13 protein-coding genes are annotated in these 19,406 nt (G+C 74.8%); 4 read left to right on the top strand and 9 right to left on the bottom strand.

Features of this window, described 5'->3' with window-relative positions; genetic code table 11:
• Window positions 1-177: 177 nt before the first annotated feature.
• On the bottom strand, window positions 178-2,466 hold the full coding sequence (locus tag QRN89_RS21240; RefSeq protein WP_290350961.1) for a cell division protein PerM: 2,289 nt from the start codon (window positions 2,464-2,466) through the stop codon (window positions 178-180).
• Between the two features lie 116 nt (window positions 2,467-2,582).
• Here QRN89_RS21240 and QRN89_RS21235 point away from each other — a divergent pair, with 116 nt between their 5' ends.
• Window positions 2,583-4,238 carry a helix-turn-helix domain-containing protein gene (locus tag QRN89_RS21235; RefSeq protein WP_290350960.1) on the top strand — a complete coding sequence of 552 codons (1,656 nt, stop codon included), beginning with the start codon at window positions 2,583-2,585 and terminating at the stop codon, window positions 4,236-4,238.
• A 122-nt stretch (window positions 4,239-4,360) separates the two neighbouring features.
• On the opposite strand, the gene sucD is transcribed toward QRN89_RS21235, so the two are convergent.
• The 7 genes from sucD to QRN89_RS21200 form a co-directional block, all read right to left on the bottom strand.
• Window positions 4,361-5,245 (bottom strand): succinate--CoA ligase subunit alpha, encoded by an 885-nt coding sequence (gene sucD, locus QRN89_RS21230; protein ID WP_290350959.1) that lies wholly within the window; start codon window positions 5,243-5,245, stop codon window positions 4,361-4,363.
• Between the two features lie 20 nt (window positions 5,246-5,265).
• Window positions 5,266-6,441, bottom strand: coding sequence for an ADP-forming succinate--CoA ligase subunit beta (gene sucC / locus QRN89_RS21225; RefSeq protein ID WP_290350958.1), 1,176 nt, complete (start codon window positions 6,439-6,441; stop codon window positions 5,266-5,268).
• A 445-nt stretch (window positions 6,442-6,886) separates the two neighbouring features.
• Window positions 6,887-7,849 (bottom strand): hypothetical protein, encoded by a 963-nt coding sequence (locus tag QRN89_RS21220; RefSeq protein ID WP_290350957.1) that lies wholly within the window; start codon window positions 7,847-7,849, stop codon window positions 6,887-6,889.
• An 88-nt stretch (window positions 7,850-7,937) separates the two neighbouring features.
• Window positions 7,938-8,792, bottom strand: a complete 855-nt coding sequence (locus QRN89_RS21215; RefSeq protein WP_290350956.1) for a hypothetical protein — start codon at window positions 8,790-8,792, stop codon at window positions 7,938-7,940.
• Between the two features lie 212 nt (window positions 8,793-9,004).
• Window positions 9,005-10,195 (bottom strand): VWA domain-containing protein, encoded by a 1,191-nt coding sequence (locus tag QRN89_RS21210; RefSeq protein ID WP_290350955.1) that lies wholly within the window; start codon window positions 10,193-10,195, stop codon window positions 9,005-9,007.
• On the bottom strand, window positions 10,192-12,573 hold the full coding sequence (locus QRN89_RS21205; protein ID WP_290350954.1) for a DUF5682 family protein: 2,382 nt from the start codon (window positions 12,571-12,573) through the stop codon (window positions 10,192-10,194). The genes QRN89_RS21210 and QRN89_RS21205 overlap by 4 nt, the downstream gene beginning before the upstream one ends.
• Entirely contained in the window at window positions 12,570-13,682 is a 1,113-nt protein-coding gene (locus QRN89_RS21200) for an ATP-binding protein (protein ID WP_290350953.1), read from the bottom strand. Before QRN89_RS21200 ends, QRN89_RS21205 begins: the two co-directional genes overlap by 4 nt.
• Before the next feature lie 118 nt (window positions 13,683-13,800).
• On the opposite strand from QRN89_RS21200, the gene QRN89_RS21195 reads away from it, so the two are divergent.
• Window positions 13,801-15,150, top strand: a complete 1,350-nt coding sequence (locus QRN89_RS21195) for an SWIM zinc finger family protein (RefSeq protein ID WP_494478357.1) — start codon at window positions 13,801-13,803, stop codon at window positions 15,148-15,150.
• 19 nt (window positions 15,151-15,169) lie between these two features.
• On the top strand, window positions 15,170-16,792 hold the full coding sequence (locus QRN89_RS21190) for a DUF5691 domain-containing protein (protein ID WP_290350952.1): 1,623 nt from the start codon (window positions 15,170-15,172) through the stop codon (window positions 16,790-16,792).
• 699 nt (window positions 16,793-17,491) lie between these two features.
• Here QRN89_RS21190 and icmB read toward each other — a convergent pair.
• Window positions 17,492-17,899, bottom strand: a complete 408-nt coding sequence (gene icmB, locus QRN89_RS21185) for a coenzyme B12-dependent isobutyryl CoA mutase small subunit (protein ID WP_290353801.1) — start codon at window positions 17,897-17,899, stop codon at window positions 17,492-17,494.
• A gap of 410 nt (window positions 17,900-18,309) precedes the next feature.
• On the opposite strand from icmB, the gene QRN89_RS21180 reads away from it, so the two are divergent.
• Window positions 18,310-19,203 carry an esterase/lipase family protein gene (locus QRN89_RS21180; RefSeq protein WP_290350951.1) on the top strand — a complete coding sequence of 298 codons (894 nt, stop codon included), beginning with the start codon at window positions 18,310-18,312 and terminating at the stop codon, window positions 19,201-19,203.
• Window positions 19,204-19,406: the final 203 nt, after the last annotated feature.

Raw genomic sequence — 19,406 nt, 5'->3', positions numbered from 1 at the left:
GGCACCGCGCACCCGCACCGGCCGGGAATCGGTCGCCGCCGGTCGCGTTCGGCACCGCGCACACCCACCGCCGGGATCGGTCGCCGCCGCCGGTCGCCTCGGACGCGGATCGGCCGGAGAGCGTGACACGGCCGCCCGTACGGAAACGTGCGGGCGGCCGTCGTTCTGTGCGTCCGGTCACGGGGTGGCGCAGTCACCGTGCGCGGGCTTCGGCCCGGGGCGCGGGTCCCCGGCGGCTGGTGAGTGCTCGGAGCCCTGCGCCTGCCCGCCGGACAGGCCCGGCCAGCTGCCGAGCCCACTGCCCCCGACCGGGCCCACCGGGCCACCCGCACGCGAACGACCGGCTGCCGGGCCGCCGTCACGGGGGACAGGTCCGGCTCCGGCGGGCCCGGCTCCTCGGGGGCTGGGCGTGGGGGCGGGGGCGCCCGGCGCGGGACCGGGGCCGGGGCCCGTACCGGTACCGGCGGACGGTGACTTCGGCGAGGCGCCGGGGCCGGGGGGCGCGAGGCCGGGGCCGGGGCCGGCTGGCACGGACGCGCCCGGCACGGAGCCCGGCACGGGACCTGTACAGGCGGACAGTGACCGGGACGCGGAGCCGGGGGCGGGATCCGCGGCGGCGGGCCTTGGCCTCCGTGCGGAACCGGGGTCGGTGGGTGCGGAGCCGGGCAGCGCGCGGACGGGCGGGAGTTCGCCCCGGACACCCCCGTTGATCCCGGGGCCTCCGACAGGCATCGCGAGCCGGGGAACCGGATCCCTGCCCGGTACCGGCGGCACATCCGGCCCCGGCCCTGCCGGACCGGTCGCGGCCATCGGGGCCATCGGGGCCATCGGGGCAGTGGGATGCCTCGCGCCGGTCGGGCCCGTCGCGCCGGGGAGGACATCGGCTCCGGGCCCGGCTCCGGCAGGTGCCTCGGGTGCCCACTGACCGTCGCGGTCCACGGAAGCCGACGAGGACGGGGAAGCCGGGGAAGCCGGGGAAGCCGGGGAAGCCGGGGAAGCCGGGGAGGCCGACGAGGACGGGGAAGCCGGCGGGCCGGCATCGGCCGGTGACGTCGGCGAGGCCGGTGACGGGAACGGGATCGCCGCCATCAGGCCGCCCGACGCCTGCTTGATGGCCTCCCAGCGCGGAACGCGCAGTCGGCGGTCGGCGTCGCGGAAGCGCCAGGCATGGAGCGCCAGGGCCACGGGCACCCCCACCGCGGCGGCCCAGAGGAACGCGGCCGGGCCCGTGAGCCACCAGACCGGGCCGAAGGAGGCCAGGACGCCCGTGCCGAGCGCCCCGCCGGCCGCCGCCGAGAGGACGGCCATGAGCGCCCCGCACACGGCGGCCGCGAGCAGCGCGGTGAGCGCGGTCCCGCCTCGGCTCACGGGTGCCGGCGCGGCGATCGTGCCGTTTCCCGGGCCGCTCTCCGTGCCCCGGTCCTTCCCGCCCCGCGCCTCCGCCTCCGGCGACCCCGCCCGTGGCGCCGCGCACCAGGCCACCACGAGCCCGGCCGCGACGGGGACGACCGCCGCGGCCAGACCCAGCGGCATGCCCGCCCTGTCGAGCGGCACCGCGGCGAGCAGCGGGAAGGGCGGCAGCGCCGGGGTTCCCGCGAGGCCCAGCGGCGTGGCCGTCGCGCCCGCGCCGAGCACGAACCCCGGCCCCAGCCCGTAGGCGGCCGCCCAGACCGCGGCGTTCGGCATCAGCGCCAGCACGAGCAGCAGCAGCGCGAATCTGCCCTGCCAGTCGTGCGCGAGCTGGACGAACACCTCCTGTGCCGCGCCCGCGTGCGCCACCAGTGAGGCACCGACGATCAGCGCTCCACCTCCGACCAGCACCGCGATCGCGAGTCCAGCGGCACGGAACCCCACGATCACCCATGAGCGGGCCAGGGCGATCCGCGCGGCCTCCGGGACCCAACCGGGCAGCGGCCCGTGCGGGCGTCCGCAGGCCGTCCACACGCCCGCCGCTGCCGCGATCGCCACCAGCACGGGTACGTGCAGCAGCGCGCTGAGGGGTTCGGCGGCGAGTTCGCCGCCCCTGGAGTAGAGCACCGCGCCGACCGCCACGAGCAGATATCCGCAGCTCACTCCGATGACCGCCGTGCTCGCCGACGGCTGTCGCAGCCCTTCCGCCGTCTCGACGGCGTCGCGCGCGGCCCGGTACACCAGGAACACCGGCAGTGCCGTGAGCAGCAGCGGGACCAGACCCACCGGGGCGGGCACCTCGGAGAGCGTCTCGGATCTGATCAGCTCCGTGCCGTGGGCGAGCAGCCACATGCCGGCAGCGGCGTGGAGTGCTCCGTCGGGTCCGCTGTCCGGGTACGGGGAGCTGATCCACATCACCGTCACGAGCGCGGCGAGTGCGCCGAGCCCGAGGCCCGCCGCGATCGCCCCGCGCATCAGGGACATCGTCAGCGCGGCCGCGGACCGGCCGCCCTGCACGGCCACGCCCGCGGGGCCACGATCGGTCGTCTGGGTCACGCGGCCATGCTGCCAACGACACGCGCTTTATCCGCGTAACGAGAGATTGCTCGCTGTGTCGCTAAAAATACGCTTATGTACTTTTCGGCCCAGTACGCCCTCCCGGGGAGGTCTTCATGACGAAGAGCGCCGCGGACAGCACCGAAGCGGCCGCGCCTCCGTTGCCCTCGCCCAAGGAACGCCGCAGGCTGCGTGAGGCCAAGGCGCTGTCCGAGGAGCAGTTGGCGGAGGCCCTGGGCGTCACCAGGGCGACGGTCAGGGCCTGGGAGACCGGCCGCAGCGACCCCCGCGGGCGCAAGCGTGAGGCGTACGCGAAGCTGCTCGCCGCGTACGAGGCCGAGCTCTCGGCCCGGGAGTCCCTGCCCGAGGCCGGCGAGGAGGCCGGACCTGCGGCGGCCGCCACCGGCGAGGAGCGGCCCGGAAGCCCTTCGCCCGCTCCGGACCGGCGCCGTGCTGACGGCGGGCGCACCGGGGGGACGGAGAGTTCCGGGGATGCCGCTCCCACCAGGGAAGGCCGTGACACCCCCACCGAAAGTCCCGCCGCCGGGAGCCGCGCTCCCACGCGCTCCACGACCGGCAGCTCCGCCGCGCCCCCCACCACCGTCGCAACACCCACGACCGGCAGCTCCGTCGCGAGCCCCACCGCCGCGAAGACCGGGAGCCCCGCCCCCACGCGCTCCACCACCGGTGGTGCCTCCGGGTACCCGGCCGCGAGCCCCGCCGCCGGGTACCGGAAGGCGGCCGCGGCCCGGCCCGGTGCCTCCGCGCCACCTCCGCCGCCCGACCCCCCGCGCCCGTATCCCAAGACGGCCCCCGTCCGGACCTCCGCCGAGCACCCCGAAGCCTCGGGGACCACCCGGCAGGAAGCCTCCCTGGGGGAGGAGACCATCGGCGCCGCCCGCCCCGCGGAACCCTCCGGGCGGCCACCCGTCCCGGACGCGGACGGGGCCGCGCTGACCGCGGAGCAGGCCTTCGACGAGCTGTACGCCCGTACGGCCCCCGATCTCGTCCGTCAGACCCTGCTGCTCACCGGGCGGCAGTCGCTGTCCCGGGAGGCCGTCGAGCGCGCCTTCCACCTGGCCTGGCAGCGCTGGCCCGAGGTCGCCGTGGACCGGGATCCGTCGGGCTGGGTACGGGCGGCCGCGTACGAGTACGCCATGTCGCCCTGGCACCGTCTGCGCCGCGCCCACCGCCGCGCCGACCCCGTCGCGTCGGCCCGTCCGGCCGCCGCCGCGTACCCCGGCGGGCGCACGCTCCGCGAGGCACTGCTCGGGCTGCCGCCGTCGTACCGCCGCACGCTGCTCCTGTACGACGGCCTGGGCCTCGACCTTCCCGATACCGCTGCCGAGACCGAGGCGAGCACGCCGGCCGCCGCACACCGGCTGTTGCACGCCCGGGCGGCCGTCGCCGAGCAGATCCCCGAACTGGCCGAGCCCGACGCACTCCAGCACGAGCTGAGCGATCTGGTGGCCAACCTGTCGGCGCCGAGGCTCGCCTCGGCCCGCTCGGTGCGCGGCGGCAGCGAGCGCCGGGCCGAGCTCTGGACGCGCGCCGCGATCGGGCTCACCGTCCTGATCCTCGGCGCAGCAGCCGTGACCATGGCCGTCACCGAGGACCACTACGAGCCGCCGCAGGCACCCGGCGAGCGGGTGGGCGGCGTGCCGCCGCGGAGCGGTCCCGAGCCCTGGTCGAAGGAGGACTACCGGCTGCGGGTCCAGCTCCGTTCGCATCCCGGCGCCGGTCCGGCGCGCCTCGTCCCGCTGGCCCGCTGACCGCCACCGTCCCGGGCGCCCGCGCCGCGGAACGCCGCTGGACCCGCACCCCGGAAGTCCGGGGTGCGGGCCCAGCGGCATGTCCTCCCAGGGAGCGGCCGTCGCGGCCGCGCACGGGGGAATCAGCCGAGCAGGATCTCCCGCGCCAGCTTGGCGGTCTCGGTCGGGGTCTTGCCGACCTTCACGCCCGCGGCCTCCAGGGCCTCCTTCTTGGCCTGTGCGGTGCCGGAGGAGCCGGAGACGATGGCGCCGGCGTGGCCCATGGTCTTGCCCTCGGGGGCGGTGAAGCCCGCGACGTAACCGACGACCGGCTTGGTCACGTTGGCCTTGATGAAGTCGGCCGCGCGCTCCTCGGCGTCGCCGCCGATCTCGCCGATCATCACGATCAGGTCGGTGTCCGGGTCGGCCTCGAAGGCGGCCAGGGCGTCGATGTGGGTGGTGCCGATGATCGGGTCACCGCCGATGCCGACGCAGGAGCTGAAGCCGATGTCACGGAGCTCGTACATCATCTGGTAGGTCAGCGTGCCGGACTTGGACACGAGACCGATGCGGCCGGGCTTGGTGATGTCGGCCGGGATGATGCCGGCGTTCGACTGGCCGGGGGTGATCAGACCCGGGCAGTTGGGGCCGATGATGCGGGTCTTGTTGCCCTTGGCACCGGCGTACGCCCAGAACTGAGCGGTGTCGTGGACCGCGACGCCCTCGGTGATCACGACGGCGAGGCCGATCTCGGCGTCGATCGCCTCGATGACCGCGTCCTTGGTGAACTTCTCCGGGACGAAGATGACCGTGACGTCGGCGCCGGTCTCCTTGATGGCGTCGGCGACGGAGCCGAAGACCGGGACCTCGGTCCCGTCGAAGTCGACGGTCGTGCCCGCCTTGCGCGGGTTCACGCCACCGACGACGTTCGTGCCGGAGGCCAGCATGCGCCTGGTGTGCTTCTGGCCCTCGGAGCCGGTCATGCCCTGGACGATGACCTTGGATTCCTTGGTGAGGAAGATAGCCATGGTGTGGTGTCCCTCGTCCCTTACTTCGCAGCCAGCTCGGCGGCCTTGTCGGCCGCACCGTCCATGGTGTCCACACGCTCGACGAGCGGGTGGTTGCGGTCCGCGAGGATCTGGCGACCCAGCTCCGCGTTGTTGCCGTCGAGGCGCACGACCAGCGGCTTCGTCACGGCCTCGCCCTTGGACTCGAGGAGCTCCAGGGCCTGCACGATGCCGTTGGCGACCGCGTCGCACGCGGTGATGCCGCCGAAGACGTTGACGAAGACGGACTTGACGTCCGGGTCGCCGAGGATGATCTCCAGGCCGTTCGCCATGACCTCGGCGGAGGCACCGCCACCGATGTCGAGGAAGTTGGCGGGCTTGACGCCGTTGTGCTTCTCACCGGCGTACGCGACGACGTCGAGGGTCGACATGACCAGACCCGCGCCGTTGCCGATGATGCCGACCTCGCCGTCGAGCTTGACGTAGTTGAGGCCCTTGGCCTTGGCGGCGGCCTCGAGCGGGTTGGCCGACGCCTTGTCCTCGAGCGCCTCGTGCTCCGGCTGGCGGAACTCGGCGTTGGCGTCGAGCGACACCTTGCCGTCCAGGGCGATGACACGGCCGTCGGCGACCTTCGCGAGCGGGTTCACCTCGACGAGGAGGGCGTCCTCCGCGACGAAGGTCTTCCACAGGGTCACGAGGATCTCGGCGACCTGCTCGGCGACCTCGGCCGGGAACTGGGCGGCCTCGACGATCTCGCGGGCCTTCTCCGCGGTGACGCCGTCGTTCGCGTCCACCGGGATCTTGGCGAGCTTCTCGGGGGTCGTCGCGGCGACCTCCTCGATGTCCATGCCGCCCGCGACCGAGGCCATGGCCAGGAAGGTGCGGTTGGTGCGGTCGAGGAGGTAGGAGACGTAGTACTCCTCGGCGATCTCGGGAGCCGTCTCGGCGATCATCACCTTGTGGACCGTGTGGCCCTTGATGTCCATGCCGAGGATGTCCGTCGCACGGGCGACGGCCTCGTCCGGCGTGGCGGCCAGCTTGACGCCGCCGGCCTTGCCGCGGCCGCCGACCTTCACCTGCGCCTTGACGACCGAACGGCCGCCCAGTCGCTCGGTCGCCTCGCGCGCCGCCTCAGGCGTGTCGATGACTTCACCGGCCAGCACCGGTACACCGTGCTTGGCGAAGAGGTCCCTCGCCTGGTACTCGAACAGGTCCACGCGCGTCCGTCCCTTTGCTTCTAATCGTCGCAGTAGTGATTCGCGGTTCGTTGTCTGCGTGGGCGTGCCGCGAAGGGCAACGTGACTGCGCAGTCACTAGGGAGGCGTACACGGTGTCCGGCACGCGGCATGTCCGTCTCGCAGGTTATCCCCGTGGGCCGTGGGTCCCTAAATCGCAGATCACAACCGAGCGGTGATACCGGTCACAGATCGCGTGCACTGCGGAACCCCGGGTTACGGGACGGCCACGCGCCGAGCACGGTCCGGCACCGGGTGCATCCGGCAGGGCGACGGCCCCGCGGACACGACCGGAGGGGACCTGCGCGGGCGCCCGGCCGGCCGCGGCCTTGGCCTCGTCCGGACAGGGGAACGGGCGGCCCCCACCCCAATGGGGACCGCCCGTCGTCGTGCGTGACCCGCCGGTCACCGGGCGCGCTGCGCCGGCTCAGAAGCCCTGGGTCGCGTAGCCGCCGAGGGAGTCGACGTACCCCGGGGTGATCGCGTCCGCAGCGGCCTGCGCTCCGGTGACGGCGTTGCCGGCGACCGGCGAGGCGGCGACGGTGCCGTACACGTCCTGCCCGAACGGCTGGACCTCGGAGACCACTCCGCCGGCGAACGGCGTCACGTCGCCGACGACCCCGTGGGCGAGGTTGCCCGCGCTGCCGCCGATCCCCTGGGTGACGGGGCTGACGTGGTCCACGACGGTCTCGACGAACGGCTGGACGGAGCCGACGACGCCGCCCGCGAAGGGCTGGACCTCGCCGGCGAGGCCGGCCGCGAGGGGCTGGACCCCGGAGACCACACCACCGGCGAACGGCGTCACGTCGCCGACGACACCCGTGGCCAGACCCCCTGCGTCGCCGACCGCCTGACCGGCGACGGGGAGCACGCCGTCGACCGCACGGCCGGCGATGGGGGGCAGCACGTCCTGCGCCGCCTCGTCGGCGATCGGGGCGGCGTGCGCCACGGCGTCCTGGGCGTGGCCCTGGGCGGCGGCCGGCGCCCGGTCCACCAGTTCGGGGGCGAAGGAGGACAGCGGGCCGAAGAGGTAGTCGATCTCGGCGCCGGCGTCGGCCACCTCGCTCTCGGCGTACTGACGGGCCTGGTCCGCGGTGGAGGCGGCCGGGGCCTGGGCGGCCTCGCGCACCGCGCCCTCCGCGTGACCGGCGGCGGTGCCCGCGGTGCCTGCCGTGGTGGCGGCCGCGGCCTTCGCCTCGCCGGTGACGGCGCCGACGGCCGGCGCCTCGGTGGCCTCGCCGACCGTGTCCTCGACGGAGTCGGCGGCCTGGTCGGCGGTGGAGAGGGACAGCGAGGGGAGTTCCTCGGCGCCCGCGGCGGCGGTGCCGACGGCCCACATGCCCGCGGCACCGGCGGCGACGGCTATGGAGCGGCGGATGTTCTTGTTCATGATCGGGAGATTCCTTCGAGTTCCGAGGGATAGGGCAGACCTGCTCCGCCCCCGCGCGGCAGGTCTCGGGCAGGGGGAACGGCCTGCCCTATCCGGGGAACTCGGGAATCTCGCGACCGCGTTCGCGTGGGCCGGAAGCGGCCTCGGGCTGCCCGGAGCCGGGCAGGAGTGCGGATGCCGACGCGCCCCTGAACCAGGCTGCGGGCTGGTCGCCGGGGCGCGGTGTGTGGCTGTCGCCGGCGGTCTGCAGCACGGCGGCGCCGTGCGGCGCTGCCGGGGAACGGCCCGGGTGGCGCGGGAACGGCCCGTCGCCGAGGCCGGAGTCCAGCAGCAACGGACGATCGCCGTGGGCGGCGTCGCCAGGCGCAGGGTTCCCGGAACGGAACTGCTGGACGCCGCCGGGGGCGGAGCGCTCCGCAGCGCCGGCGGACGGCTCGGCCGCGGGCTGCTCCACGAGGGAAGCGGCGGGCCGCGGGCCGGCGGGGACACCGGTCCCGGGTCCGTGCTGCGCACCCCCATCGGGCAGTCCCAGTCCGGCCAGGGGCCGGGGCTCCTCACCCGGCCACCCGGGCCCGGGCCAGGGTCGCGCGGCCGCGTCTTCGACCACCCGGCCGACCACGTCGCCGACGGGCTCCGTCGCCTCCGTGACCGTGTCCTCGACGGTCTCCGACACGGGGCGGACCGCCTGGTCCACCACGGGCTCGGCGACCGGGCGCACCACGTCGCGCGCCACGCGCTCCGTGACCGGGCGCACCGCCCGGTTCACCACTGCCCCGGCAACGGGAGCGGTGTCGTCGCGGAGTTGGCGGACCGGACCGGTGGAACCGGCCTTCGAGGTCGCCGTGGACACCCCGGGCCGCTCCTCGGCATGCGCCTGGCCGCCGAGGACGAACCCCAGCACCACGAGCCCGCCGACGAACAGCAACGCCTTGACGGCGCGCACCGCATGCCGCCCGGCCGCGCGGCGCGCAGGGCGCTCGGCGGCAAGGGTCTGGGCAGCGGTGACAGTCGAAATGGGGCGACCCTCCCAGTCGCGGAACGTGGCCCTCCGGGGGCAACGGTGACGATGCTCGCACGAGCCTCCCCGGGTTACGCAAGTCCCTTGTTACCGATGAGTCGCCTTGTCCGGTATGCCTGGTGACCCGGTGTCTGATCTCATGTGCCGGCCGGCACCGGAAGCGGCCGTTTCTCGATCGCGGCCGCCATGACCTCGGGGAACAGGTCCGGCGTGCACGCGAACGCCGGTGCGCCCAGGGCCGCGAGAGCCGCCGCGTGCTCGCGGTCGTAGGCCGGCGCCCCCTCGTCGGAGAGGGCGAGCAGGGCGACGAACTGCACCCCCGACGCCTTCATCGACGCGACCCGCTTCAGCATCTCGTCGCGTATGCCTCCCTCGTAGAGGTCGCTGATGAGCACGACGACGGTGTCGGCGGGACGGGTGATCTGCGACTGGCAGTACGCGAGCGCACGGTTGATGTCGGTGCCGCCGCCGAGCCGGGTGCCGAACAGGACGTCCACGGGATCGTCCAACTGGTCCGTCAGATCGACGACCGCCGTGTCGAAGACGACGAGCCGGGTCGCGACCGACCGCATGGAGGCGAGCACGGCGCCGAACACCGAGGCGTGGACGACGGACGCCGCCATCGAGCCGGACTGGTCGATGCACAGGACGACGTCCTTCTTCACGGACCGGGAGGCTCGGCCGTGGCCGACGAGCCGCTCGGGCACCACCGTGCCGTACTCGGGCAGGTAGTTCGCGAGGTTCGCCCGGATCGTGCGGTCCCAGTCGATGTCCCGGTGCCGGGGCCGGCTGACGCGCGCGCTGCGGTCGAGCGCGCCGGCGAGGGTGGCGCGGGTGCGTGTCGCCAGCCGCTTCTCCAGGTCCTCGACGACCTTCCGGACGACCGCGCGGGCGGTCTCCCGCGTCGTCTCCGGCATCGCCTTGCTGAGCGACAGCAGCGTGCCGACGAGATGGACGTCCGCCTCCACGGCTTCCAGCATCTCCGGCTCCAGCAGCAGCGCGGACAGGCCGAGCCGGTCGATGGCGTCGCGCTGCATGACCTGGACGACGGAACCGGGGAAGTAGGTGCGGATGTCACCGAGCCAGCGCGCGACCGAGGGTGCGGAGCCTTCCAGTCCGGCCGAACGCCCGCCGGTGCGTGTCCCCTTGCCGTCGTTGCTTCCGTAGAGCGAGGTCAGCGCGCCGTCCATGGCCGCGTCGGTCCCCGTCAGGGCGCGGCCCGTGCCGTCAGCCGGTCCCCCGCCCAGCACCAGCCGCCAGCGCCGCAGCCTCTCGTCGGGCGCCGGCCCCGCCACCGCGGGGCCCGCCGTCGCGTCCGTCGCGCTCATACCCGCTCCCCCTCCAGAATCAGCCGCAGTACGGACAGCACCGCGTCGGCCCGCTGCTCGTCGAGCCCGGCCCCGTACCCGGGCACCCCGGTCTCCGCGCGCACCGGCCCGCCGGCCGCGGGCCCCCGCCGCGCCAGCTCGCCGAGCGTGCGGCGCACACCGGGCTCGTACGCCGAGAACGTGCGCCGCAGCAGGGGGAGGACGTCCGTGAAGGCGTCCCCCGGGACCGACGTCAGCCAGGCGTCGACGAGGCCGAGGAGACGCTCGTCGTGAACGAGGAGCATCCCGCCGCCCGACGTGCCGCCGACGAAGCCCTCGATCCAGGCGGCGGCCTCGGCGGGCGGGGTGCCGGGCGACAGGGCGAGGCCCATCAGCCGGGCGGCCTCCCCCTCGGCGAGCCGGTCGTCGTCCAGCAGCAGCCGGGTCGCGCGCCCCCGTATCAGCCCTGGTACGGCGTCCCGGAGCACGATCCTGCGCAGCACGTCCGCCCAGCGGCCGGCCAACTCCGCCGCCTGTGGGAGCAGTCCGATCGCGGAGTGGACCGCGTCGAGTCGGCCGCGCATCCCGGCCGCAGCGTCGTCGTCGAGTCCGGCGCACGCGGGCGGAAGCCCGACACAGACGCGTTCGGCCAGTCCGGCGGCCACCTCGCCGAGTGCGGCGGCGTCCGTCGCCCGCACGTCCCCGTACCGCAGGGAGCGCGCGAGCGCCGGCAGGGCGTCGGCGAGATGGCCCACGTCCGCGTCCAGCGCCGCCCGGTCGGCGAGCGCCCTCATCACCACCGGGAGTGCGTCGGGGAGTTCGGCGAGCAGACAATGCTCGGCCAGGGACGTGACATCGGCCAGCGCCGTCGCCGAGACCGCCTCCGACTCGGCCCTGGCCGTGGCCGCGGAGAGCACCGTGGTCCCCCACGCACCCGCTTCGGCGACCCTGACGTACAGCTCGGGCTCCCAGCGCAACCGCCAGGTCTCACGGAAGGTTCCGGTCGAGCGGCGGCCCGCCTCCGGGCTGCCCCAGCCGACGCCGAGGAGCCGCAACCGGTGCAGCAGCCGGCTGCGCGCGGCGTCGTTGTCCTTGCGGAGATCCAGCTCCAGCTCCCGCTCGACCGGTTCCGCTTTGAGCCGCAGGCTCCGCTGGAGGCGGGCCAGATCGCGCTGCAGCGGGACGGCGGGGGCCGTCTCCGGGACCTCACCGAGGACGTCCCCCACCGTCAGCCTGTCCCGGATCAGCGCGAGGGGCACGTCCGAGCCGTCGCACATCACGGCCCGGATCGCGTCGGTCGTCTCGCTCAGCCCGGCCAGCGGGCGGTCGCGCACGGCCGCGAGCGTCCCGGCGAGCCGGACCGCCTCGATGACATGGGCGGAGGACACCATCCGGTCCTCTTCCCTGAGCAGCCCGGCCACCTTGGTCATCCAGCGCTCCACGGGACGGTCCGGGGCGCGGAACAGATGGGCGTACCAGCCGGGCGATTCGACGCCAGCGCCGTATCCTCCCCCGGAGCCCCGCCCGGGAGGTGCCGCCAGGCGGGCGAGCCGGCGGTGGGTCCAGGGCACCCAGGTCGTCTCGGTCCTGACCTTCGGCAGGCCCTTCAGCAGGGCACGGTCGGCGGTGGCGGTCGACCGGGCCGTCAGCGCGGGCACGTGCCAGGCACCGCAGACGACGGCCACCTCGTCCCGGAACTCGCGGCGTGCCGCCCGCAGCCGGATCCGCATGTGGGCCTCCCGGACGAGGTCGCGGGGATGCCCCCCGTGGCCGTACCGCTCGCGGAGGGCGGCCATCGCCTCGCCGACCGCGGCGAACGGCGCGAGAGCGGCGTCCGCCGGTCTCGCCCGGCCCGCCGGGTCCGGGCCGCCGCGGTGCTCGACGACGTCCTCCCACCAGCGCTCCGGGTCGTCGTACCCGGCCGCCTCGGCGAGCGCGCCGATCGGGTCCACGCGGAGCGCCGGATCCTCACCGTCCACGACGTCCTCCTCGTCGCCCCAGGAGGGGTCGGCCGCCAGGGAGTGCGCGGCGGGCAGGTCGACGAACCGCACGGGCACGTCGTGTCCCAGCGCCCAGCGGATCGCCACCCACTCGGGGGAGAACTCCGCGAACGGCCAGAAGGCGGCCCGCCCCGGGTCGTCCACGGCGTGGGCGAGCAGTGCCACGGGCGGCACCATCCCCTCGTCGGCGGCGAGCGGCAGCAACGCGTCTCCCTCCGGGGGCCCTTCGATCAGCACGGCCCTCGGCTCCGCCGCGTCCAGGGCGGCCAGCACCGCCCTCGCGGACCCCGGACCGTGGTGCCGCACCCCGAGCAGCATCGGCCCGTCACAGGGCCACCCCCTCTCCCGGAGGTCGGCACCCGCGGCCGCCGGGGACGGCGCCGCCGTCGGCGTCGTCATGCGCTCACCTCCCGGCAGGCCCGGTAGAAGTCCTTCCAGCCGTCCCGCTCGCGGACCACCGTCTCCAGGTACTCCTGCCAGACCACCCGGTCCGCGGCCGGGTCGCGGACGACGGCCCCGAGGATGCCCGCCGCCACGTCCCCTGGCCGCAGCACTCCGTCGCCGAAGTGCGCCGCCAGCGCCAGACCGTTGGTGACGACGGAGATGGCCTCGGCCGTGGAGAGCGTCCCCGACGGGGACTTGAGCCTGGTGCGGCCGTCCGTCGTGACGCCGTCGCGCAGTTCACGGAAGACCGTGACGACCCGGCGTATCTCGTCGATGCCCTCGGGCGCCGCGGGAAGATCCAGCGAACGTCCTGTCTGGTCCACCCGCCGGGACACGATGTCGACCTCCGCGTCGGCCGTCGCGGGCAGCGGCAGGACCACGGTGTTGAACCGGCGGCGCAGCGCGCTGGAGAGATCGTTGACGCCGCGGTCGCGGTCGTTGGCGGTGGCGATGAGGTTGAAGCCGCGGACGGCCTGTACCTCTTGCCCCAGCTCCGGGATCGGGAGGGTCTTCTCCGACAGGATCGTGATGAGCGTGTCCTGCACGTCCGCCGGGATGCGGGTGAGCTCCTCGACCCGCGCGGTCATGCCGTCGGCCATCGCCCGCATCACCGGACCGGGCACCAGAGCGTCGCGGCTGGGGCCGTGGGCGAGCAGCCGCGCGTAGTTCCACCCGTACCGGATCGCCTCCTCGGGCGTGCCGGCCGTGCCCTGCACCAGCAGGGTGGAGTCCCCGCTGACCGCCGCGGCCAGGTGCTCGGACACCCACGTCTTGGCCGTGCCGGGCACACCGAGGAGCAGCAGCGCCCGGTCGGTGGCGAGCGTCGTGACGGCGACCTCGACGATCCGGCGCGGGCCCACGTACTTCGGGGTGATCACCGTGCCGTCGGCCAGCGTGCCGCCGAGCAGATAGGTGGCCACCGCCCACGGAGAGAGCCGCCATCGGGCCGGCCGCGGCCGGTCGTCGGCCGCGGCCAGTGCCCGGAGCTCGTCGGCGAACGCGTCCTCGGCATGCGGGCGCAGGACCTCGGCGCCGGTGTCGGCCCCGGTTTCGGGCACGGTCATGGGTCCCCCTCCAGATCGGTCGGCCGGATGTGGTCCCCACCGTGCACCACGCCACTGACAACGCCCCGTCGTCGCAGGTCGGGGCCGATTGTCAGTGCCCGCCCGTAGCGTCTTCACCATGAATCAGCAGGGGGTGCGCTGGACGGCCGAACAGGTGCTGGCCCTGGCTCCTGACATGCCGTCACGCAAGGCGGGAAGCCGACTCGGCACGGCCGGCCCGTGGTCGGGGACGGGCGGCAGCGGCGCGGGGGTCGTCTGGGGTCTGTGCAGGGGCAGCGGCAGCACGCCGTACCGGACGGTCGTCGACACGTCCGGTCCGGCGTACAAGTGCAGTTGCCCGAGCCGGAAGTTCCCGTGCAAGCACGCACTGGGGCTGCTGCTGCTCTGGGCCGGGGACGAGGCGTCGGTACCGGCCGCCGAGGCGCCCGGCTGGGCCGAGGAGTGGCTGGCGGGGCGGCACGCGCGCGACCGGCGGCAGGAGGACCGGGCGGCGGACGGCGGGCCGTCCGCGAGGACCGCCGACCCGGAGGCGGCCCGGCGCCGGGCGGAGCGCAGGGCGGCCCGGATCACCGCCGGTGCGACGGAGCTGGAGCAGCGGCTCGCGGACCTGCTGCGCGGCGGGCTGGCCGCCGCGGATCGGTCCGGGTACGGGCTGTGGGAGGAGACGGCCGCGCGCATGGTCGACGCCCAGGCTCCCGGACTGGCGGCGCGGGTGCGGGAGTTGGGTGCGATACCGGGCTCCGGCCGGGGCTGGCCGGTGCGGCTGCTGGAGGAGTCCGCGCTGGTGCACCTCCTCGACCGCGCCTGGCTGGAGATCGACCGGCTGCCGGAGCCCCTCGCCGCCACCGTGCGCACCAGGGTCGGCCTGACCGCCCCCGCCGAGGGCCCGGCTGTCCGGGACGACTGGCTGGTCCTCGCGCAGTACGACTCCGCGGACGGCAAACTGACCACCCGCCGGATCTGGCTGCACGGCCGGGACACGGGCCGCACCGCCCTGCTGCTCTCCTTCGGCGCGGTGGGGCGGGCGCCTCAGCTCGCCCTCCCCCCGGGGCTGATGATCGACGCCGAGATCGTGCCGTACGGCGGCGCGGGACAGCTGCGGGCGGAGCTGCGCGAGCAGTTCGGCGCTCCGGTGCCCATCAAGGCGCCACCGCCGGGCGGTTCCGCGGAGGACGCGCTCGCCCGGTACGGCGGGGCGCTGCGCGACGACCCCTGGCTGGACGCGTGGCCCGTCACTCTGCAGGCCGTCGTACCGGTCCCCTCGGACGACGGCTGGCAGCTGGCCGACGCCGATGGGCCGCAGGCGCTGCCGGTGGATCCCGCCGCGCCGTCCCGGCCCGGGCTGTGGCGGCTCGTCGCGCTCTCCGGCGGCCGCCCGGTCACGGTCTTCGGCGAGTGCGGCCACCGCGGTTTCGCCCCGCTGGCGGCCTGGTCCGACGACAGCCCCGAGACGGTCACCCTCACCTGAACGCACTCCGGAGGACCCGATGTCCAGCACCACCCGCACGAGCGCCTGGGACGAGCTCGTCACGTCCGCGCTGCTCGGCACCGACCGGCGCACCCCGCCGGCCGACGTCCTGGTACCGGGCCTCGAGACGCCCGTCGCGCTGCTCGACGCCGCCGCGGTGCACACGGTGCGACGGCGGGCGGGACTGCTCCCCGCGGCGGCCCGGCCCCGGCCGGAGCCCGCACCGCCGGACGACCGGAGGGAACTGCCCGAGCCGGCCCGGCGGCGGCTGGCCGTGCTCCTGGCCGACCGGGCCGCGCCCGCGGGCTCCGGAGGGCGGCGGGGCACCGCGCCGGACCTGACGGAGCTCCTTCCGCAGTGGCTCGCCGCCGCCAACGAGCGCGGCTACCGCGCTCCGGCGTCCCTGCTGCCGTCGCTGCTCGACGCCGCCCGCGCCCGCACCGATCTGCGGCCGCCGGCGCTGCGCTTCGCCGGGCCGCGCGGGGTCTGGCTCGCCGGTCTCAACGCCGAGTGGAAGTTCGCCCTGCGCGGCACGACGGCCGGCACGGCCCTGCCGGCGCCCGAGGACGGGGAAGCCGTCCGCCGGCTGTGGGAGGAGGGCCTGTTCGCGGAGCGGGTGGCCCTGCTCGCGTCGGTGCGCGCGCACGACCCGGCAGCGGCGACGGCCCTGCTGGCGGGGACCTGGCCGACCGAGCGCGCGGAGGACCGGCTGATGTTCCTGGATTCGCTGCGCACGGGACTGTCCGACGCGGACGAGCCCTTCCTGGACCAGGCCCTGTCCGACCGCAGCCGCAACGTCCGGGCGACGGCGGCCGAGTTGCTCTCGGCGCTGCCGGGTTCCGCGCTCGCGGGACGGATGGCTGCGCGCGCGGCCGTGTGCGTCGGCCTGGACCGTACGGCGGCCGTCGCGACGATCGCCGTGGAGGCTCCGCACGAGTGCGACGCCGGGATGGAGCGTGACGGCGTCGTCCCGACCGCCCCCTCGGGGCGCGGCGAACGGTCCTGGTGGCTCGGCCAGCTGGTGGAGGCGACGCCGCTGGCCACCTGGCCGGGGCGGCTGGGCGGCCGGACGCCGGAGGAGATCGTCTCCCTGCCGGTCGCCGACGACTGGCGCGACGAACTGCACGCCGCCTGGTGCAGGGCGGCGGTGCGGCAGCACGACGCGGAGTGGGCCCGTGCCCTGCTGGGAGCACCCTCCCAGCCTCCGGCGACGGGCCCGGGGACGTCCTCGCTCGCCGAGAGGGCGAGCCTGCTCGCGACGCTCCGGGCGGAGGAACGAGCGGAGTGGGTCGCCGGGTTCATCTCCGCACACGGCCTGTCCGAGGCGTTCCAGTTGCTCGGCGTCTGCGCGGTGCCGTGGGCGGGCCCGCTCGGCCGGGCCGTCGTCGACGCGCTCGACATCGCACGGGACGCGGGGAGCTACCCGTGGAGCTTCAGTGGCGTCATGGGCCTGGCGGAGCGCTGTCTCGATCCCGCCGAGGCGAGCCGCCTCGAGCTCCTCACCGCAACCCCCGACGAACCCGAAGGGGCGTCGCCGGGGGCGGGAAGCTACTGGTCCGAAGCCTTCCAGCGGCTGGTCTCGACACTCAGACTGCGCGCTGAGATGCACGCCGAGCTCTCGGCGCAGCCACACGGATCGTGACCCGCGACGGCGGCGCCGGTCACCGCGTCTCCGCACGACGCGGTTCGGTACGCACGTCGGTACCGGGGCGGCACCGCGCGGGACGTCACGAGGAGGCAGGACGTCATGGAGCGGCGGGACGTCATGGGGAGGCGGGACGTCACCAAGCGTTCATGCGCCGCGCTTCCGTACGAGGCCGTCCGTGCGACCCGCCCCTCGAGGACCCGCACCAGAGCACAGCGCGACCCTGTGTCGCCATCGCCGGGTCACCTGCGTCACCGCCCCGTCGCGGCCCGCGCCCCACGGACGGCCTGTCCCGCGAGGACCCGCACCAGAGCGCACCGCAAGCTCTGTGTATCGCTCCGTCGCAGCCCGCGCCCCACGGACGACCCGCCCCGCGAGGACCCGCACCAGAGCTCAGAGCGACCGCCTGGCGCCGCCGGGACCGCCGTGTCGCCGTCCGTGAAGGCCTCCAGGTCACGCGGGCCACGGCAAAGCACACCGCGAGCCCTGTGTCACCGCCCCATGGCAGCCCGTGCCCCACGGTCGCCCCGCCCCTCGAGGACCCACGCCAAAGGGCACCGCGAGCCCTGTGTCAGCGCACCGTCGCGGCCCGTCCGTGCCACGCCAAAGCACACCGCGAGCCCTTTGTCACCGCCCCGTGCGACCACCGGGCCGTCGCTGTGACCCCGGTGTCGCCCGCGTCGCGGCCCCGCGGCGCTACGCCGCCTGGCGGACGTTCGCGTTGACCCAGTCGACGATCGACGCCGTCGTCGCTCCCGGGGTGAAGATCTCCGCGACACCCTTCTCCTTCAGCGGAGGAATGTCCGCCTCGGGGATGATCCCGCCGCCGAAGACCTTGATGTCCTCCGCGTCGCGCTCCTTCAGAAGCTCGATCACCTTCGCGAAGAGCGTGTTGTGGGCGCCGGAGAGGATCGAGAGGCCGATCGCGTCGGCGTCCTCCTGGATCGCGGTGTCCACGATCTGCTCGGGGGTCTGGTGGAGCCCGGTGTAGATGACCTCCATGCCGGCGTCCCGCAGGGCTCGTGCGATCACCTTCGCGCCGCGATCGTGGCCGTCGAGACCCGGCTTGGCCACCACCACGCGGATCGGACCGGTCACACCCATCACTGCCTCCACATACCGACTGTGCCGCCATTGGCACTGTGCCCTCATTGGCGCCCAGGCGCGCCGACCGACGCGCGCTGTGCGCCCCCTGGCACGGATCCCGTGCCGCGCCCCGTGCCGACGCGGGCCCGGGAGGTGAACGAACGTTATCTACAGATCTACAGCATCCCGCAAGCCTCCGTTTCGCGGTGGACAGCGAGGGGGAAATCACACATGGGACATATTCGCTACGCGCCGTATCCGCCGGAGGCCTCGCGCCACGGTCGGGACGCCGCGAGGGAGCCGCTGAGCGGTCGCCGTGATCGCCGTGCCGCCTGTCGCGCGGCCCGGCGGTCGTCGCCGCGGGCAGCCCCATGAGGGCACACGGGGGACGGAGCCGCGACCCCGTGCGCCAGTCGGGAGGTCGGGCCATGGGGTTCCTGCCGCTCTTGCGGATGAGGATGTCGATCGCCCTGCTGCGCGCCACGGCCCTGGAACTGGCCATCCTCACCGCCCATATGATCGTTTACCCGTCCGGCCTGATCCCGGAACGCCGCCCTGCCGGACCCGCCTGCGGATCACCGCCCCCGGAGTACCCGGAGCCCCCCAATCCCCAGGAGACCTCGGGCTTCGCCGGCTCCCTCGGCTCCCTCGGCTCCCCCGAGCCCCAGGCCCTTCCGACGCGGTCGTCGCATCCGCCCGCCGTCCTGCTCCACGGCTTCGTGGACAACCGGTCCGTGTTCGTCCTGCTGCGCAGGTCCCTGGTCCGCCAGAGCGGGCGCCATGTGGAGTCGCTCAACTACTCACCGCTGACCTGCGACATCCGAACCGCCGCCGAACTGCTGGGCCGCCATGTCGAGGAGATCTGCGCGCGCACCGGCCGGCAGCGGGTCGACATCGTCGGCCACAGCCTCGGCGGGCTGATCGCGCGCTACTACGTCCAGCGGCTGGGAGGTGACCACCGCGTCCGGACGCTCGTCACACTCGGCACGCCCCACGCCGGCACCAGCGTCGCCCCGCTCGCCAGCGCGCACCCCATCGTGCGCCAGATGCGCCCGGGCTCCGCCGTGATCGAGGAACTCCGGCTGCCCGCGCCCGGCTGCCGGACCCGGTTCGTCAGCTTCTGGAGCGATCTGGACCAGATCATGGTGCCGCTGGAGACCGCACGGCTGGATCATCCGGATCTGATCGTGCGGAACGTCCGCGTGAGCGGCATCGGCCATCTCGCACTGCCCGTCCATCCGGCCGTCGCGGCGGGCATTCGCGAGGCGCTCGAGGCGTCCGGCGCGGAAGCCGACTCGTCCGGTGCCGTTTCGGTGGCATGAAGTCGAACAACACTCGAACGTAAGGCCAAAGCTCTGCCCGCAGTCCGCCGAAACACGGCCGAATGCCCGTTTCCCGCTTTCCCAAAACCTGCCGAAGATTGTCGGCGTCGCATACCGCCGGGTACAGTCGCGCCACTGCGTTGCCTCTGGGACCCCCCGCGGCGGGGTGCCCCCAGACCCTGGTCCTGCTGCCGAGGCGAGAG

This window comes from Streptomyces sp. HUAS CB01, from assembly GCF_030406905.1.
Lineage (GTDB): Bacteria > Actinomycetota > Actinomycetes > Streptomycetales > Streptomycetaceae > Streptomyces > Streptomyces chengbuensis.
Note: the sequence above shows the minus strand (reverse complement) of the source record. Positions and strands in the feature narration are given on the sequence as shown.

What these genes read in the sequence shown, in the direction of transcription:
- QRN89_RS21235 (WP_290350960.1), top strand. Translation starts at nt 2,583, where the DNA reads ATGACGAAGAGCGCCGCGGACAGCACCGAAGCGGCCGCGCCTCCGTTG.
- sucD (WP_290350959.1), bottom strand. Translation starts at nt 5,245, where the DNA reads ATGGCTATCTTCCTCACCAAGGAATCCAAGGTCATCGTCCAGGGCATG.
- QRN89_RS21220 (WP_290350957.1), bottom strand. Translation starts at nt 7,849, where the DNA reads ATGAACAAGAACATCCGCCGCTCCATAGCCGTCGCCGCCGGTGCCGCG.
- QRN89_RS21210 (WP_290350955.1), bottom strand. Translation starts at nt 10,195, where the DNA reads ATGAGCGCGACGGACGCGACGGCGGGCCCCGCGGTGGCGGGGCCGGCG.
- QRN89_RS21205 (WP_290350954.1), bottom strand. Translation starts at nt 12,573, where the DNA reads ATGACGACGCCGACGGCGGCGCCGTCCCCGGCGGCCGCGGGTGCCGAC.
- QRN89_RS21200 (WP_290350953.1), bottom strand. Translation starts at nt 13,682, where the DNA reads ATGACCGTGCCCGAAACCGGGGCCGACACCGGCGCCGAGGTCCTGCGC.
- QRN89_RS21195 (WP_494478357.1), top strand. Translation starts at nt 13,801, where the DNA reads ATGAATCAGCAGGGGGTGCGCTGGACGGCCGAACAGGTGCTGGCCCTG.
- QRN89_RS21190 (WP_290350952.1), top strand. Translation starts at nt 15,170, where the DNA reads ATGTCCAGCACCACCCGCACGAGCGCCTGGGACGAGCTCGTCACGTCC.
- icmB (WP_290353801.1), bottom strand. Translation starts at nt 17,899, where the DNA reads ATGGGTGTGACCGGTCCGATCCGCGTGGTGGTGGCCAAGCCGGGTCTC.
- QRN89_RS21180 (WP_290350951.1), top strand. Translation starts at nt 18,310, where the DNA reads ATGGGGTTCCTGCCGCTCTTGCGGATGAGGATGTCGATCGCCCTGCTG.